The organism is Synechococcales cyanobacterium T60_A2020_003 (genome assembly GCA_015272205.1).
GTDB lineage: Bacteria > Cyanobacteriota > Cyanobacteriia > RECH01 > RECH01 > JACYMB01.
In genome coordinates this window covers 1-15408 of sequence record JACYMB010000316.1, presented here as the reverse complement: position 1 = coordinate 15408, position 15408 = coordinate 1, and the positions used below count along the sequence as shown (strand labels likewise).

Below are 15408 nucleotides of genomic sequence, written 5' to 3'. Positions count from 1 at the left end.
CAACGCTTTAAGCCGAGTGGCTTAATTCCAAACGAACTCGGGAGAATGCTGCCTCACAACAATTGCTTTCCTATTTCCGATAAAGTCTATTATATGTCTACGGACGATCTCCAAAATGACGCCTACCGAGGGCCATACCCTGGCGATTTGTTACAGATCATATCTGATCATCAGCTTCAGTTCGATCACGAGACCAATACAGGTATCTTTTGCCATTTGATGAGTACTCTGCCCGAGTTTGGCAAACTTGGCGTAACCTGTATTGGCAATTCGATCCAAGAGGCCCAAAGAATGAGCGATCGCCTGATTGCGGTTCTAGATCAGAATACTGCGCCTTTCCCAAAAGAGTACTATTTGCATCCGTAAGAGGGACTATCGCAATCAATCAGTATCCAGGTGGATTTGATACCCATAAAAAAGAAGGGCAACGATGACATTGCCCTTCTATTTGCTGATTTCAAGATCCGCGTAATTTGAAAAAATTAACGCTGGGTCAAGGTTGTTAGCACATCATTAGACCGAGCAACAAAGGATTTCATCCCCTCTGCGTCGAATCCTTTCTGCGCCATCAGCGCTAGATCATAGACGTGATTGCACAGCATGGTTGCCAACTGTGCCGAGGGCGATTCTCCCTCACCCGTGATGATTGACCCCTGACTTAGATTCAGCAGGTTTTGAATGAGGGGATGGGACGTATTGACCAACAGAATATGGTTATCCGGGAACATCGCCGCTTGAGACTGATCGAACATCGCGGTCATGTCTCGCAAACGGCGCATTGCTTCCGGTAGCAGCACCATTGCTGGAGGAGTATTCGGATCATCCGACTTCAACGACTCTGTGCGAATCGTGACTCCGGGCTTATTCAGTGCTTTCTCAAAGAGCTCCTTAATCTGTTCGCTGCGGGTCTTGTTGGTCGCCGGATCAACAATCTCAGCGTCTTTCTCTTTGTCCAGCAACGACTCATCGAGATCAGAGTCTACCCGCGAGAAGCTAACATCGGTATACTCTCGCTCTAAGAAACTGATAAAGTGCGGATCAATGAAGGAATCGAGGAAGAGAACTTCTAAACCTTGGTTCTTGTGCAGTTCGACGTAGGTGGCTTGAGCAACGGGATCGGTGCAATAGAACACGCGATTTTCATGACGCTCTTTGTTCCGCTCTAGATACTCTTTAAGCGTGGTGTAGTAGAACCCATCCGCATCGGTTGAAGCTTCCGGCTCAGCACTCTGCCATATGTCTCCTTCTTCAGTTTGGACTTCGACCTGAACTGCCTTTGCCTCAGATTTTGTGCCTAAATCGGCAGTTGTGCGATAGATCAGGAATTCCTCAACTTGTTTCTTAAACTTGTCATCGTTGAGGGAACCGAACTTAACGAAGGTGCCCAGATCTTGCCAGATGCGAATATACTCTTTGCGGTTGTCGCGGTAGAGCTCCTTGAGGCGATCGCCCACTTTCTTGGCAATGTAGTTGGCAATTTGTCGAACGGTGCGATCGTTTTGGAGAAAGCTACGGGACACGTTGAGAGGAATATCCACGCTATCGATGACGCCGCGCATGGGCAATAGGAAGCGAGGCATTACCTCTTCGCAATTATCGCTAACGAAGACTTGGTTGCAGTAGAGCTTGGTTTGGCTCTTGGTAACATCCAGATCCGGCTTCAGCTTTGGAAAGTAGAGAATACCGTTAACGACAAAGGGATAGTCGGTGTTGAGGTGTACCCACAGGAGGGGATCATCCTGGAAGGGATAGAGATAGCGGTAGAACTCCAGATAGTCCTCATCGGTGAGGTTGCTGGGGGACTCTTTCCAGGGAGCTTTTTGCTTGTTAATCTGTTCGCCATCGAGCTTGATGGGAACGGGCATAAAATCGCAATAGGTCGTGACGAGTTGCTTGATGCGGCTTGGTTCCAGATAATCAAGTTCCTCGTCCATCAGCTTGAGCGTGACGGTCGTGCCGCGTTCCGTCCGGGTTGATTCGCTTAGCTCAAACTGGGTGGTGCCATCACAGGACCAGTGAACGGGTTGTGCTCCATCTTGGTAGGACAGAGTATCGATCTCAACGTGGGAGGCCACCATAAAGGAGGAATAGAATCCCAAACCGAAGTGACCAATAATTTGCTGATCGGAACTGTCTTTGTACTTTTGGACAAACTCTTCCGCACTGGAAAAGGCGACTTGGTTAATGTATTTCTTAACCTCCTCTGCCGTCATGCCAATGCCATTGTCACTGACAGAGAGAGTCTTATTTTCCTTATCAAGACTGATAACGATTTCCGGTTCGCTAATATCGCCAGAGTACTCACCCTGACGAGATACCATGTTGAGTTTCTTGATCGCATCTACGGCATTAGAGATGAGTTCTCGTAGAAAGATTTCGTGGTCGGAATAGAGCCATTTCTTAATAATGGGAAAGATATTCTCGGTATGGATCGAAATATTTCCCTGTTCGAGGATTGTGGTCATGGGTCTACTGTCCGGTTGGGTATTCGATAACGTCGATTACAGGCGTGCGGTTACATCGTAACGAAATCTGTGCTGGAACCCTACAATTCCAGTTCATTACTCTAAATTGTGGGCGATCGCCTCCATTCCGTCACCTAACCCTCGATTCGGGATTCCCCTACCTGTCTGGATGCGGATTACCCTACCGGGGTTGTTGCGGGTTGTTGCGGATGGGCGATCGCGCCAGGTTTTCCTGGTAGAATTCCCGTGTAAATGCTTGTGTCTGAACTCGTAGTTTTATGTCAATGGAAACCAATCCGACATCTTCAGCAGCCGGAGCCGATGCCGTTGATGCAGCGATCGCCCAGGGGCTAGACCTAGATGGCACTCCAATTCCGCCTGCAAAACTGTCGCTCTACAAAGAAGTGATGGCTCTAGAAGGGAAGCGCAAGCGTAGCGGTGTGACGACCACGATGCGATCGCGGATTGTTCGCATTGGAGCCAAGCATTTATCCCAAGAAGATCTGAACCAAAAGCTTCTAGATGCAGAGTTTCCACCGCTCAAGGATAAGGAAATCGCCTTTTACTATGGCGATAAGTAGGGAGGCGTATTCTTGATTGAGTTTGAACCGCTGTTTCAATTTTCGCGAGACCACTGTATTGCCATTTGCGCGTTTTTGGTGCCTGCGAATTTGTTTGCTACCTTGCAAACGCTATTAATGGGTGGGTTTCTGCGTTCTCAGCTTGAACTCCGCACAATGGCGATCGCCGCTCACATTTATGCGCTGCTCATGGTGCTGCATGTGATGACGTGGTGGCTGGTGGGTGTGGTGATGGCTCCCACGTTCATTCTGCTGTTTTTGGCTACGGTGTGTTTGGCGATTAACGGCTGGGCGTTGGGCGATCGCGCCTTTGGTTCTTGGGTGCGATCGGTGAGTGTCGCGGCCTATCGTTGGATTGCACCAAAACTAATTCCTCAGAAGGGTTGAACGGATCTGGGTTTCCACCATTCAGGATCAAAAGAGCGGAGTGTGGATCAAGGGTGATCTGCACTCTATTTGTTGATGACCCTCGCAACGCGCTATAAGTACGCAATAGACGCTATTCACTTTTCTCTATGCCCTTGCGGATTTACGGCAACCGTTCCTTGAAGACTGTATCTGGACAAGCGACCCGGCCAACCCTGGCGAAGGTTCGGGAAGCAGTGTTCAACATCTGGCAAGGCGAGATTGAAGGCTGTCGGTGGCTCGATCTATGTGCAGGAAACGGCACGATGGGGGCAGAAGCGCTCTGCCGGGAAGCGGCTACCGTAATTGGTATCGAGCAAAACGGACGCGCCTGTGGAGTTATTCGGGAAAACTGGCAAACTGTTGCCAACCCCGATCAAACCATTCAAGTCATCCAGGGAAACGTGCTGAAACGCTTACCGTTGCTCGCAGGACAGCAATTTGACCGGATCTATTTTGATCCCCCCTATGCCAGCGAGGTCTACGAACCAACGATTCAGGCGATCGCCCGTCTCCGTCTGCTCGCTCCCTCTGGTGAACTTGCAGTCGAACATGCTCCCCAACGACAGTTTCCAGACGAGATCGGTGGAGAAAAGGGCGATCGCCTCACGATTTGTCGTCAAAAAGTCTACGGTGGCACCGCTCTAACGTTTTTTGTCGTTGCGGCTTAAGCCTGTTCCCGATCAGGACGAGCGATCGCCCGCCGATACCATTTTTTGCCCCGACGATCCCCTAGACCGATCGCGATTATGGTTGCGGTTGCGATTACGCTTCTGCCCCGGCTTCGGAGATGAACGACTTGAGGATTCAGCCGAGGGAAAGGCCGCCGTCGGCTCATAGCCTGGAATGATTTCTTGATTAATCGATTGCTTCAGTAACTTTTCAATACTTTTCAGCAACGGATACTCATCCGCACACACCAATGATGCCGCACTGCCCTCATTCCCAGCCCGTCCCGTTCGTCCAATCCGATGCACATAGTCTTCGGGCACATCGGGTAACTCAAAATTGACCACATGGGGAAGCTGATCAATGTCTAATCCCCTAGACGCGACATCCGTTGCGACTAATACACGAACCTTACCCTGCTTAAAATCTTTGAGCGCTCGCATTCGTGCCGCTTGGCTCTTATTCCCGTGGATCGCGGTCGATCTCAGCCCATCTCGGCTTAGCTGTTCAGCTAGTTTATTGGCTCCGTGCTTGGTGCGGGTAAAGACCAACACCTGCTTCCAGTTGTGGAACCCAATCATGTAGGACAGTAGCTCCCGCTTGCGGTTGCGATCCACGGGGTAAATCACTTGTTCGACCCGCTCAGCCGTTGTATTGCGGGATGCGACTTCAATCTGAACCGGATCATGGAGGAGGGTATGGGCAAGTTTCTGGATCGGGGCGGAGAATGTGGCGGAGAACATCAGCGTTTGCCGCGAGGGGGGCACTTTAGCCAGAATTTTGCGGATGTCGTGGATGAAGCCCATATCCAACATGCGATCGCACTCATCCAGCACCAGAATCTCAATATTAGAAAGGCTAACGGTTTTCTGCTCTAGGTGATCCAGGAGCCGACCCGGAGTGGCAACAATAATATCAGCACCGCGATGCAGGGCTTTGATTTGGGGGCCAATGGCAACGCCACCATACACGGCCGTCGATCGTAACGGCAAATATTTTCCGTAGGTTTGCACGCTGTCATGGACTTGGGCAACCAGCTCGCGCGTCGGGGCGAGGATCAGCGCACGGGGCGATCGCGGATGGGGAATCGGAGTAGTGCTCAGACGTTGAAGAAGGGGCAGGGTAAAGCTTGCCGTCTTTCCAGTTCCCGTTTGGGCACTCGCGAATACGTCCTTTCCGTCCAACACCGCAGGAATAGCCTGAGTTTGAATGGGCGTGGGTGAGGTGTAGCCCTGTTCGGAAACGGCACGAAGCAGTTCGGTTGAAAGACCGAGAGTTTGAAATGACATGGATGAATTGCTCCTAGGGGTGCCCTTATCCCAACTAAATGCGTGTGGAACCAGTCTAAGAGCAGAGAACAGCTTGGCTAATACAGCCAGAATACTGGGGTGAGTAGCGAATACAGCTAAACCCTCGTAGGTCGGCGCAGACCGGATTGTGCCAACAGCCTTCATCCTAGCAGAGTTTGGGAGGTATTGCTGGAAGAGGGGCGATCGCCCCTAAGAAAATGTTCATCATGCTAAGTACTTGAACGAATGTAGCTGCATTAGCGTTTCTGCCGAAGAGCAGCTCGAACTTTAGAGAGAATAAAGTTGTTGATGCGATTGATCATTTGCATTGAATCGAATTGAGGAAGTGAATTAGATTGAGAGATGACTTGATGTTTCACAAATGGATGAACGGATGTAGGAATTTTTCCAGAGCGATGCAGGTAATACTTGAGCATAATGGATCTTGAATTGGGCGATCGGTTTAGAGATTCAGTAGCCGTAGTGCTATTGATCATCCGAGTCACGACACAACATTCTTTGGTAATGCACAAATCGCTGGCTGAAACTCCTCCCAGGTTTTACACACTTGCTCGTAACATTGGGGTGGCGTGATCGGTAGATTTTTCAGGTAAAAGAACGTCACCTGGTTAAACGACTCCATCAGAAAGACCAATTCAGTTGTTGGATTGTAAGAATCCACCGCTTCCAGAATGTGAGCATTCATAAAGTGGTGGTGCAGAATCACCGTGTCGGGAGCGGCTAACCAGGCGTTCAGAAAAGCAGCCAGACGCGATCGCTGAATAAAGTAAGTGCGGAAAGATTCTCCCGCAATGCCAACCGTCGGAGAATTAGTGCTGCAAATAATGGCACCGCGTTCCCCGCCGAGATAACCTGCCCAGGCGTTGTAGCCGATCGCCAACAAATTCGTGGCAATAAACTCTTGCTGCCAATCCATCGATTCAGGGACTTCACTCATGGACACCTCCTCTGGGTGTTTAAATCAGGCTGAAATTCTGCCCAGCGTCGTCGCACTTGCTCATAACAGTTAGCTGGGGAAATCGCCAGGTTTTGCAGCAGGTTGATATCTACGGCACCGTCACCAGTGACCAGCACCACGATCGCCTGAGCTGGGTCATAGGTGGCGATCGACTCCAACAAAGCCTGCACCGCTGTTTTCTCTAGTTCCAGTGCTTGCATATAGGTGCAAGATTGGAACTGAGGAATGAATGCCTGATGGAACGTCACAGTATCAATGCGCCAGTCGATAGTAGGAGGGATAGCATCCACGACATCGCAGACAACCATGCCCCGTCCCTGGTTTACGTAACCGAGCCATGCCGTGTATCCGATGGTCAAAAGATTGTGCTGAATAAAGCGGTTCTGCCAGTAGTCAAAGTTGCCTCGCCAGAGATCATTCGTTGGACGCATTGACTTCCTCCCGAATGATTTTTGCGGCTTCTACCATGTTTTTCAGCGATGGAATCACTTCCTCCCAGCGCCGTGTTTTTAATCCGCAATCAGGGTTGACCCAAATTTGTTCGATCGGTAGATTGGCAATCCCGGTTTTTAGTTGCTGAACCATCTGTTCAGTACTAGGAACCGCTGGACTATGGACATCATAAACGCCATTGCCGACTTGATGTTGGTAGCCTGCATCCGTAATTTCAAATAGGGTCTCATTGTTGCTGCGGCTATTCTCGATCGACAACACATCCGCATCCAACCGCTCAATGTGCTGAATAATGTCGCCAAACTCGGAGTAGCACATGTGGGTGTGAATTTGAGTTTCGGGCTTGGCAATTCCTGCCGCTAAACGGAACGCATCGACCGCCCAAGATAGGTAATCATTCCAGCGTTCTGGCTTCAGGGGTAATCCTTCCCTCAGAGCGGGTTCATCAATTTGCACCATCTTCGCCCCAGCCGCTTCTAAATCTGCGACTTCATCTCGCAGGGCGAAGGCAATCTGCATTGCCTGTTCACTGCGAGGAATATCCGTGCGGGTAAACGACCAGTTAATCATTGTCACGGGTCCAGTCAGCATCCCCTTCACAATTTTATCGGTGAGGGATTGCGCCACCTTGAACTCTCGAATAGTCATAGGTTGGGTTCGGACAACATCTCCGTAAATAATTGGTGGACGCACACAGCGACTGCCATAGCTTTGCACCCAACCGTGGTCGGTAAAGGCAAATCCAGAGAGCTGTTGTCCAAAGAATTCCACCATGTCAGTGCGTTCAAACTCGCCATGCACCAACACATCTAGCCCAGCTTCCTCTTGAATATGAATGCACTTGGCAATCTCTGCATCGATCGCCGCTTCGTATTCGGCTTGAGTGATTTCACCTCGTTTTAGCTTGACTCGTAGTTGCCGTACCTCTAAGGTTTGTGGAAAAGAGCCAATGGTTGTTGTCGGAAAGGGCGGCAGCGTTGGCTGGAGCTTTTTGCGTTGCCCATAGGGCATAGCACGCTCCAAATGATTGACAGTCAGGTTGCGGAGCCGATCTTGTACTGCTGAATTTACAGGGCTGAACTGCTCAAAGGTTTTCCACTGGGCTTGCACGACTGCTAATCGATCTCCCGGATCTTCTCCAGCCAATGTCTGTGCCAGAATCACAATCTCTCCCAGCTTTTGTTCCGCGAAACTCAACACATTTCGCAGGGGTTCCGGCAATTTCGTTTCGCGCATCGCATCATAGGGAACAAATTGCAGGGATGATGAAGGATGCAATCGAATATTTGGCGTGATGCTGTGAATAGTTTCTAGTGTTGATAGCCCTGATTCAGGACGAATTTTCCAGATATTTCGCGCATCTACAATCCCCACTCCCAACTGTTTATCTGCTGGGAATCCGTATTGTTGCAATAAGTCGAGACTGCGTCCACGGGTGAAGTCTAAACTGATGCCAGCGACAGGCAATTCCATCACCCAGGGATAAGTCACTCCCAGATCATCAAAATAGGTGATGAGGTGAATGGGTACACCCATTTGAGCAAGCTGAGTGTAAGTGGTAGCAATTGCCTCTTTCAGATCCGCTGCACTGCTTGTAACGAGAATCGGTTCATGCACCTGCACCTCGGTGATGCCCAGCGATTTCAGTTGAGTCAGCAATTCACAGTAAAGCGGCAGCAATTTGCTCAGATGGTCTACAAAATCACCCTCCAGACGGCTCAGCTTCAGAAGCGTGACAGGACTGAGGAGAATTGGAACGGCTCGTTCACCGAGAAGGGCTTTTGCTCGCTGCACCGTTGCCAAAAAATCTGCAAAGTTTGCCTCTGGCTTTGCATCAGCCGCAATCTCAGGTACCAGATAGTGATAGTTGGTATCAAACCACTTGGTCATTTCTAGCGCCGGAATGCCATCTTTACCCCGCGCCATCGCAAAGTATTGGTCGAGTCCAGCCAGAGGATGAAAGCGATCGGGGATTAAGCCAAGCCGAACGGTCCAATCCAACACATGGTCATAAAGAGTGGTGTCACCGATGCCAATGCGATCGATCCCGGCTTCGAGTTGCGTCTTCCAGTTAGAAAATTCAACCTCTTGCACTGTTTGCAGCAAAGTTTCTGCATCAGATTTATTGCTCCAAAAGGCTTCTAACGCCTTTTTAACCTCACGGTGTTTACCAATGCGGGGATACCCCAACGTTGCAGTTTGAATGGTCATCGTTGTAGCGTCCTAAATTCTGTAAATAGACAGTAAAAACTAGCCGTTTCCCGATCGGGAAGCAGCCCATACTCAGACGAACTGGGAATAACTGACTTAAATCGATAGAAAGACTAGCAGCTACCTTCACTCAGGTCGCACTGCTGCATGTCAGCCGTTCGTTTAACTCAGATAGTCAACTCAGAACGCTACAACCTTAAAATTCCGACAAAATGCCAATCGCAAAAATTTGAAGTTTTCATCATCCGTACCTCGCAGATGTTTATGTAACGGGTTTACCAATCGGCGGGCATCCTGACTCAGAGAGTTGCGCCTCTCCTCACAGTTGCGGGACAGCGGCAGATTTGCACTGCACTTTCCCCCTTGCGTCTAATGGCTGCTCCCCATCAGAACCGATCTTCTACTGAAGGTTAACACAATTGAAGCGCCACAGCCTATCAGCTTTATCAAAGTCAATGCTTGATGAACTGAATTCAGTTGTCTTCTTCTCTGCCACATTCTCTATCACAGGTGGATTGAGATGCTGGGTCACTTTTGAGCCACCCAGCGAGAAAATTCATTCATAGGGTTTAAGACACGCTGTGGACTTGAGCCGCGATCGTTCAGTGCAGAGTGTGTTGCAAAATTCGCTGGTGTTTCAACACAACGGTTCAGCTTGATCTCTAGCAATGAGAAATTGGGCAGTGCCGAGATGAATCACGGTTAGCCCTAATCCCCAGAGTACATCTTTCACCAAGAGGCGAGCCAGAATTGCCCAGGTGAGAACATGGCTCCCGGTGAGCAGGAACCCCAGCGATAAAACCAATCCTTCAAAAACCAGGAATCCACTCAGAAGCGCGATCGCCACCCAGATCCCATGTCCTCTATGAGTCGTTTGGCTGAAGCTAGGGCGCAAGGCAGCGATCGCAGTGACCAATACCGTTCCCAAACCCATCACCAATCCCCAGGCGAGTGATTCTGCCGTTTGGGGATAGTGGCGCAACCCGAATCCATAAAGCTGGTTTGCCAACCAAATTGCGATCGCTGCACCGAGGGCGCGTCTGGGACGTAGAGTGGTTCCGGCGACTGCCCCAAACGCAACCAACGGAGCATGGGCATAGATGACGCTGCTCAAACTGCCAATTGCTGTTAGCAGCACGATCCAGAGACGGCTTTGGGCAATGGTATTCCAAACAACTGACCAGCGGTTAGACTTCAGGATTGAAATGGGATGGGTAGATTCTTGCATCTTCCTCTGTTCCTAATTAGCGGCGATCGTGCTCTCCAGCCCAGGGAGGACGACCCGAACCATTGCGGATAGTAATCACTTCACCGTTGCTGCGGGTCATACGGAAGGCATCAAAGTCATATCGCCGTTTGCCCCCATCCGACTTTTGATCAATCCATGCAATTTCAGCGTTTCTAATGCCCGATACACGGTTGCTAGCCCGATCGTCTGCCGTTCTCGCAGCAGACTGTATAACTCCTGAGCGGAGAGGGCATCTGCTTGCTGGTGCAGCAAATCAAGCACTGCTTGCTGATTGTGAGTCAGACGAGGTGAATGGGTTGCACTTTCTTGAGAGGGTGAGTCACTTTTCACGGCGAGTGCTGTAGAATAAGTGAATGATAATCGTTCTCATTATACTATGAGACTGATTGAAACCTCAACGCTTGCACTCCAAACTCCGCAGACAGAAATTGATCTCACTGATTCTGGAAGCCAAGCCAAATCTACTGTGCTAGCGATCGCCCATCGTCCCCGACGGTTACGGCGAACGGAAACCCTGCGTCGGATGGTGCGGGAAAATACTCTGCGGGTAGACGATTTGATCTACCCGCTGTTCGTCATGGAAGGCGAGGGACAACGAGAAGCAATCCCCTCAATGCCGGGTTGCTACCGCTACACATTGGATTTGCTGCTGAATGAAGTCAGGGAAGCTTATGAATTAGGGATTGGGGCGATCGCGCTTTTTCCTCTCATCCCCCACGCTCAAAAAGACAACGCCGGAACCGAAAGCTATAACCCCGAAGGCTTAATCCCCCGTGCCGTCCGAGCCATTAAACAGGCAGTGCCAGATATTCTAATCATCACCGATGTGGCTCTCGATCCCTACAGTAGTGAGGGGCATGATGGCATTGTGCAGGATGGCAAAATCCTCAACGATGAAACGGTTGCGGTGCTGGTGAAGCAGGCGATCGTTCAGGCAGAAGCCGGAGCCGATTTTGTGGCGCCTTCAGACATGATGGACGGTCGCGTCGGCGCGATTCGCAAGGCACTGGATGCAGAAGGTTGGATCAATGTGGGCATCCTTGCCTACTCTGCCAAATATGCGTCCGCCTACTATGGTCCATTCCGGGATGCATTGGATTCTGCACCCAAGTTTGGTGATAAGAAGACCTATCAAATGGATGCTGCCAATGCAAGGGAAGCCATTAAGGAAGTGGCTCTCGATATTGTTGAGGGGGCTGACATTGTGATGGTGAAGCCTGCGCTGGCGTATCTGGATATTATTTGCCAAATCAAGCAGCACACCAATTTACCCGTCGCAGCATACAACGTCAGTGGTGAATACGCCATGATCAAAGCCGCTGCGGAACAAGGTTGGATTGATGAGAAAAAGGTAGTTCTGGAAACGCTGACGAGTATGAAGCGTGCTGGGGCGGATTTGATTTTGACGTACTTTGCTAGAGATGTGGCGTTGATGTTGCAGAAGGGGGAGTAGGGAGTGGGGAATAGGGAGTGGGTCACTCTTCTCTCTTTTATTCATTTACTCATTCACCCTTCATTACATTTGCCCATTCACTTTTGCAATTAGCGATGAGGATATTTCACATGATTCACCGAAAGATAAGATTACAACCATCCAGCAACCTCGTTTGTCGGTTGTCTGTTACTGTAGTGTCTGCAATTGCACTCAGCCTGGGAAGTTGTGCAACCAATACGTCGACCACCAGTTCTGAGTCGCCTCAATCTGATGCATCTCCGGTGGCGACAGCAGATGAGTTGAAGGTGGTGACGACCTTCCTGCCCATTACGCAATTTACGAAAGCAGTGGCGGGCGATCGCGTAGAAGTCACCCAACTGCTTCCGACGAATGTTGGTCCCCATGATTTTCAAGCCAGACCGGAGGATGTTCAACGACTGGCTGAAGCCGATGTGCTGGTGCAAAATGGGCTGGAAATGGAGGAATTTTTAGAGGATTTAGTTGCAAATGCTAGCAATCCAGATTTGCAGATCATTGATTCCAGTGAAGGAATTGCCACGATCGCCAATGAAGAGGTAGAAGGGCATAGTCATGCGGAGGGAGAAGACCATGACCATGCTCACGACCATGCGGAAGGGGAAGAACAGGCTGAGGCAGGGCATCACCATCATGGTGAATATAATCCACACGTCTGGCTCGATCCCAAACGTGCCATTCAGCAAGTTGAAAATATTCGGGATGGACTCATTGCGGCTGATCCAGAGGGCGAGGCTGAGTACACTGCTAATGCAGCCGCTTACATCGCACAACTACAAGAACTGGATGCGGAAATTACCTCAACGCTTCAACCCTATGCTGGTAAAACCTTCGTGGCGTTCCATGACTTTGCACCATATTTTGCAGATAGCTATGGACTTGAAGCAGACTTCTTAGTGGATATTCCAGAAGAAAATCCTTCCCCAGACGATGTCAAGCGGGTCACTGATGAAGTACAGGCATCCGATCTCAAAGCGATTTTGACGGAACCTCAGGCAGGAGAGGGTTCCTTCTCTGCCCTGGCAAATGATTTAGATATCAAAGTCAGCACATTTGATCCATTGGAAACAGGAGGATCTGAAGCACTAGAGCCTGAGTATTACTTGACGACGATGCGGCAGAATGTGGAAAGCTTAGTGACCGCATTTGGTGGCTCTACTCAATCGTTCTTGCCGCTCTGGAGGCCTCAGCCTGTTGCAGTGGCGCCGCAGCGAGTTGGAGTCAGGTTTTAGGAGGGCTTTTCGATTTGAAAGAGGTTGTACTCGTAGTTGAGCAACTCACCGTTTATCGAGAAACCTACGCTGCGGTGCAGGATGTTTCGTTTGAGCTAGAGGCAGGCACCGATACGGCGATCGTTGGTCCAAATGGAGCGGGTAAAAGTACTTTGGTGCAGGCGATTTTGGGTATTCTGCCCCGGCAAACAGGAGATGTTTTTATCCTGGGGCAACCTCTGTCTCGTCGAGGGTTTCTCGCGCCTGCTATCCGTCAGCAAATTGCTTATTTGCCGCAAAACTTTTTGTTCGATCGCCGTATTCCCATCACCGTCGAAGAACTGGTGGGCTTGGGGTGGGATCAATTGGGGTTTCAGGTGCCCTGGAAAGACCACCGCAAGCGCCGCCTTGCTGTTCGAGAGGTGTTAGCACGGGTCGATGCTGTCCATCTCAGGCATCAATTAATCAGTGGGCTGTCGGGAGGCGAAATCAAGCGAGTTCTTCTAGCCTACTGTCTGGTGCGTCCCCGTCGTCTGTTGATTCTAGATGAAGCCTTGGCAGGATTAGATGCGCGGGGCGAATCAGAATTTTACCAACTGCTGTACCAACTCAAACAGCAGCAGGGTTGGGCAATTCTACAAATTTCCCACGATTTAGATATGGTGCGCCGCCACTGCGATCGCGTCCTCTGCCTCAACCGCACCTTACTTTGCCAGGGAACTCCAGAGGTAGCCCTCTCCCCTGATAATCTCTCGGCTGCTTACGGGTCTGAATTTGTCCGCTATCGCCATCACCATTAACCCTATTCCCTTATGCCTACCGAACTCAGCCGTATCATTGAACTGTTTCAACTGCCCTTTATGCAACGGGCACTGTTGGGTGGCGTTCTCACCGGGTTAATGGGTGGAATGTTGGGGAGTTTCACAATCCTGCGCCAATTGTCTTTCTTCAGTGATGCTTTAGGGCATTCAGCTTTGTTGGGCATCAGTATTGGCTTACTGATCGGAATTAACCCATCGGTTGTCTTGTTGCCTTTTGCGGTCTGTTTTGCCCTGGGAGTCACGTATCTGCTGGAACGGACTCGCCTATGGACAGACGCACTGCTCAATATCATTTATTCTTCATCGCTGGCGATCGCCATCATCACCCTCAGCTTTGTGGGACAGTACAAAGGCGGGTTGAATAATCTTTTGTTTGGCGACATTCTGGCAGTGCGAGAACTGGATTTAATCTTTAGTGCAGTATTGTTGCTGGTGTGTATCGTCTTTATTGGACTAACGTTGCGAACTCAGATGTTGCTGACCTTGCATGAACCATTGGCGATCGCCCGTGGAGTTTCCGTATCCCTTCACCGAACTGCATTTATTGTCCTGTTGTCGTTGGTGGTGGGAATCTCGATTAAGGCGATCGGGGTGCTGCTCGTCAGTGCATTTGTGGTGATTCCTGCCTGTGCTGCCCGCTTGCTGAGCCGCACATTTACGAATTACGTGGTGTTATCCGCAGGGTTAGGGGCGTTAAGTGCGGTCATTGGCATGGTAGTTTCTGCGGCGTTCAATTTGCCGTCCGGTCCTAGTATTGTGGCAACCCAGTTGGTAATTTTTTCAATGGCAATGGCACTGCCCCGGTTACGTGTTTTAGGACATGGGTGAAAGCGGATGTCTGGATCTGATATCACTCCCGAAATTTTGAAAACAATCGAGATTCTAGAAGCCTTGGAGACACTGACAGACAATGCTCCCAGTTGCGAAGTTGAAGCTATTTTGCAGGAAGCCTGGATTAAGGTGAGTGAGACCTTCCCGAATGATTTCAAAGAGGTAACGCGGGTGGATGCTGGAGCGGAAGGATTACGGCGCTATATTCGGGGGCTGGGTCACCGAGCCGAAGTGCATCCTCTTGCCCCGTCACAAAGGTCATCGTCTCACCAGCAAGCGATGAAGGGAATGGTTGAGCGATGACTACAGCAGCTTGCAGCCAGATCAGTCCAAACCAGCCAACGAATTGCCAATGAAATTTCACGAATTTGAAGTCCAAAAAACTGGAGAGCCGAGTTTTTGCGTTCGGCTAAATGATTATAATATGAGAATGATTATCATTTTTATCAATTATGATCAGCTCTGTTCTTCCGTCCCCTCCCCATCAAACCAGCGCTGAAACGCTCCTGCGGCTTCGGCATACCTGTGCCCATGTGCTGGCAATGGCAGTGTAGACATTGTTTCCAGAGACCAAAGTGACGATTGGACCCTGGACAGACACCGGATTTTACTATGACTTTGATCGTCAAACCCCCTTCACTCCTGACGATCTCACCCAGATCGAAACCGAGATGCGGCACATCATCAACGCCAATTTGCCGATCATTCGAGAAGTCGTCGATCGCGAACAAATTCGGGCAGAAATTGAGCAACTCCACGAACCCTACAAACTA

Annotated in this window: 15 protein-coding genes, 2 pseudogenes and 1 riboswitch; of the genes and pseudogenes, 10 read left to right on the top strand and 7 right to left on the bottom strand. The window is 50.1% G+C overall.

What is annotated here, in order from left to right; genetic code table 11:
- The first annotated feature begins 93 nt into the window (after positions 1-93).
- Complete coding sequence (locus IGR76_15675) at positions 94-366, top strand: hypothetical protein (GenBank protein MBF2079911.1); 273 nt, start codon at positions 94-96, stop codon at positions 364-366.
- Positions 367-482: 116 nt separating this feature from the next.
- Here the strand turns inward: IGR76_15675 and htpG are convergent, their stop codons facing one another.
- Positions 483-2465: a molecular chaperone HtpG gene (htpG, locus tag IGR76_15670; GenBank protein ID MBF2079910.1), complete on the bottom strand. Its 1983-nt coding sequence runs from the start codon at positions 2463-2465 to the stop codon at positions 483-485.
- A 284-nt stretch (positions 2466-2749) separates the two neighbouring features.
- On the opposite strand from htpG, the gene IGR76_15665 reads away from it, so the two are divergent.
- The 3 genes from IGR76_15665 (at position 2750) to rsmD (ending at position 4122) form a co-directional block, all read left to right on the top strand.
- Complete coding sequence (locus IGR76_15665; GenBank protein MBF2079909.1) at positions 2750-3046, top strand: DUF4090 family protein; 297 nt, start codon at positions 2750-2752, stop codon at positions 3044-3046.
- A gap of 12 nt (positions 3047-3058) precedes the next feature.
- Positions 3059-3433 carry a hypothetical protein gene (locus IGR76_15660; protein ID MBF2079908.1) on the top strand — a complete coding sequence of 125 codons (375 nt, stop codon included), beginning with the start codon at positions 3059-3061 and terminating at the stop codon, positions 3431-3433.
- 128 nt (positions 3434-3561) lie between these two features.
- Entirely contained in the window at positions 3562-4122 is a 561-nt protein-coding gene (gene rsmD / locus IGR76_15655; GenBank protein MBF2079907.1) for a 16S rRNA (guanine(966)-N(2))-methyltransferase RsmD, read from the top strand.
- Between the two features lie 12 nt (positions 4123-4134).
- On the opposite strand, the gene IGR76_15650 is transcribed toward rsmD, so the two are convergent.
- The 6 genes and pseudogenes from IGR76_15650 to IGR76_15625 all read right to left on the bottom strand — a co-directional run bounded on the left by IGR76_15650 (position 4135) and on the right by IGR76_15625 (position 10631).
- Complete coding sequence (locus IGR76_15650; protein ID MBF2079906.1) at positions 4135-5409, bottom strand: DEAD/DEAH box helicase; 1275 nt, start codon at positions 5407-5409, stop codon at positions 4135-4137.
- Between the two features lie 502 nt (positions 5410-5911).
- Entirely contained in the window at positions 5912-6367 is a 456-nt protein-coding gene (locus IGR76_15645; protein MBF2079905.1) for a hypothetical protein, read from the bottom strand.
- Positions 6364-6819 carry a hypothetical protein gene (locus IGR76_15640; GenBank protein MBF2079904.1) on the bottom strand — a complete coding sequence of 152 codons (456 nt, stop codon included), beginning with the start codon at positions 6817-6819 and terminating at the stop codon, positions 6364-6366. Before IGR76_15640 ends, IGR76_15645 begins: the two co-directional genes overlap by 4 nt.
- Positions 6803-9052 carry a 5-methyltetrahydropteroyltriglutamate--homocysteine S-methyltransferase gene (gene metE / locus IGR76_15635; GenBank protein MBF2079903.1) on the bottom strand — a complete coding sequence of 750 codons (2250 nt, stop codon included), beginning with the start codon at positions 9050-9052 and terminating at the stop codon, positions 6803-6805. The genes IGR76_15640 and metE overlap by 17 nt, the downstream gene beginning before the upstream one ends.
- Before the next feature lie 266 nt (positions 9053-9318).
- A riboswitch (cobalamin riboswitch) is annotated at positions 9319-9464 on the bottom strand.
- Between the two features lie 225 nt (positions 9465-9689).
- On the bottom strand, positions 9690-10280 hold the full coding sequence (locus tag IGR76_15630; GenBank protein ID MBF2079902.1) for a hypothetical protein: 591 nt from the start codon (positions 10278-10280) through the stop codon (positions 9690-9692).
- Between the two features lie 120 nt (positions 10281-10400).
- Positions 10401-10631: pseudogene (locus tag IGR76_15625) on the bottom strand (transcriptional repressor).
- Positions 10632-10677: 46 nt separating this feature from the next.
- Between IGR76_15625 and hemB the strand changes: the two are divergent.
- From hemB to IGR76_15595, 6 genes and pseudogenes are all read left to right on the top strand, one after another.
- Entirely contained in the window at positions 10678-11754 is a 1077-nt protein-coding gene (gene hemB / locus IGR76_15620; GenBank protein ID MBF2079901.1) for a porphobilinogen synthase, read from the top strand.
- Positions 11755-11864: 110 nt separating this feature from the next.
- The gene (locus IGR76_15615) at positions 11865-13004 is read left to right on the top strand and encodes a zinc ABC transporter substrate-binding protein (GenBank protein ID MBF2079900.1); all 1140 of its coding nucleotides are present in this window, start codon (positions 11865-11867) and stop codon (positions 13002-13004) included.
- 14 nt (positions 13005-13018) lie between these two features.
- Entirely contained in the window at positions 13019-13783 is a 765-nt protein-coding gene (locus IGR76_15610; protein MBF2079899.1) for a metal ABC transporter ATP-binding protein, read from the top strand.
- A gap of 12 nt (positions 13784-13795) precedes the next feature.
- Positions 13796-14632 (top strand): metal ABC transporter permease, encoded by an 837-nt coding sequence (locus tag IGR76_15605; protein ID MBF2079898.1) that lies wholly within the window; start codon positions 13796-13798, stop codon positions 14630-14632.
- A gap of 6 nt (positions 14633-14638) precedes the next feature.
- Positions 14639-14938: a hypothetical protein gene (locus IGR76_15600; protein ID MBF2079897.1), complete on the top strand. Its 300-nt coding sequence runs from the start codon at positions 14639-14641 to the stop codon at positions 14936-14938.
- A 149-nt stretch (positions 14939-15087) separates the two neighbouring features.
- A pseudogene (locus IGR76_15595) lies at positions 15088-15408 on the top strand (threonine--tRNA ligase).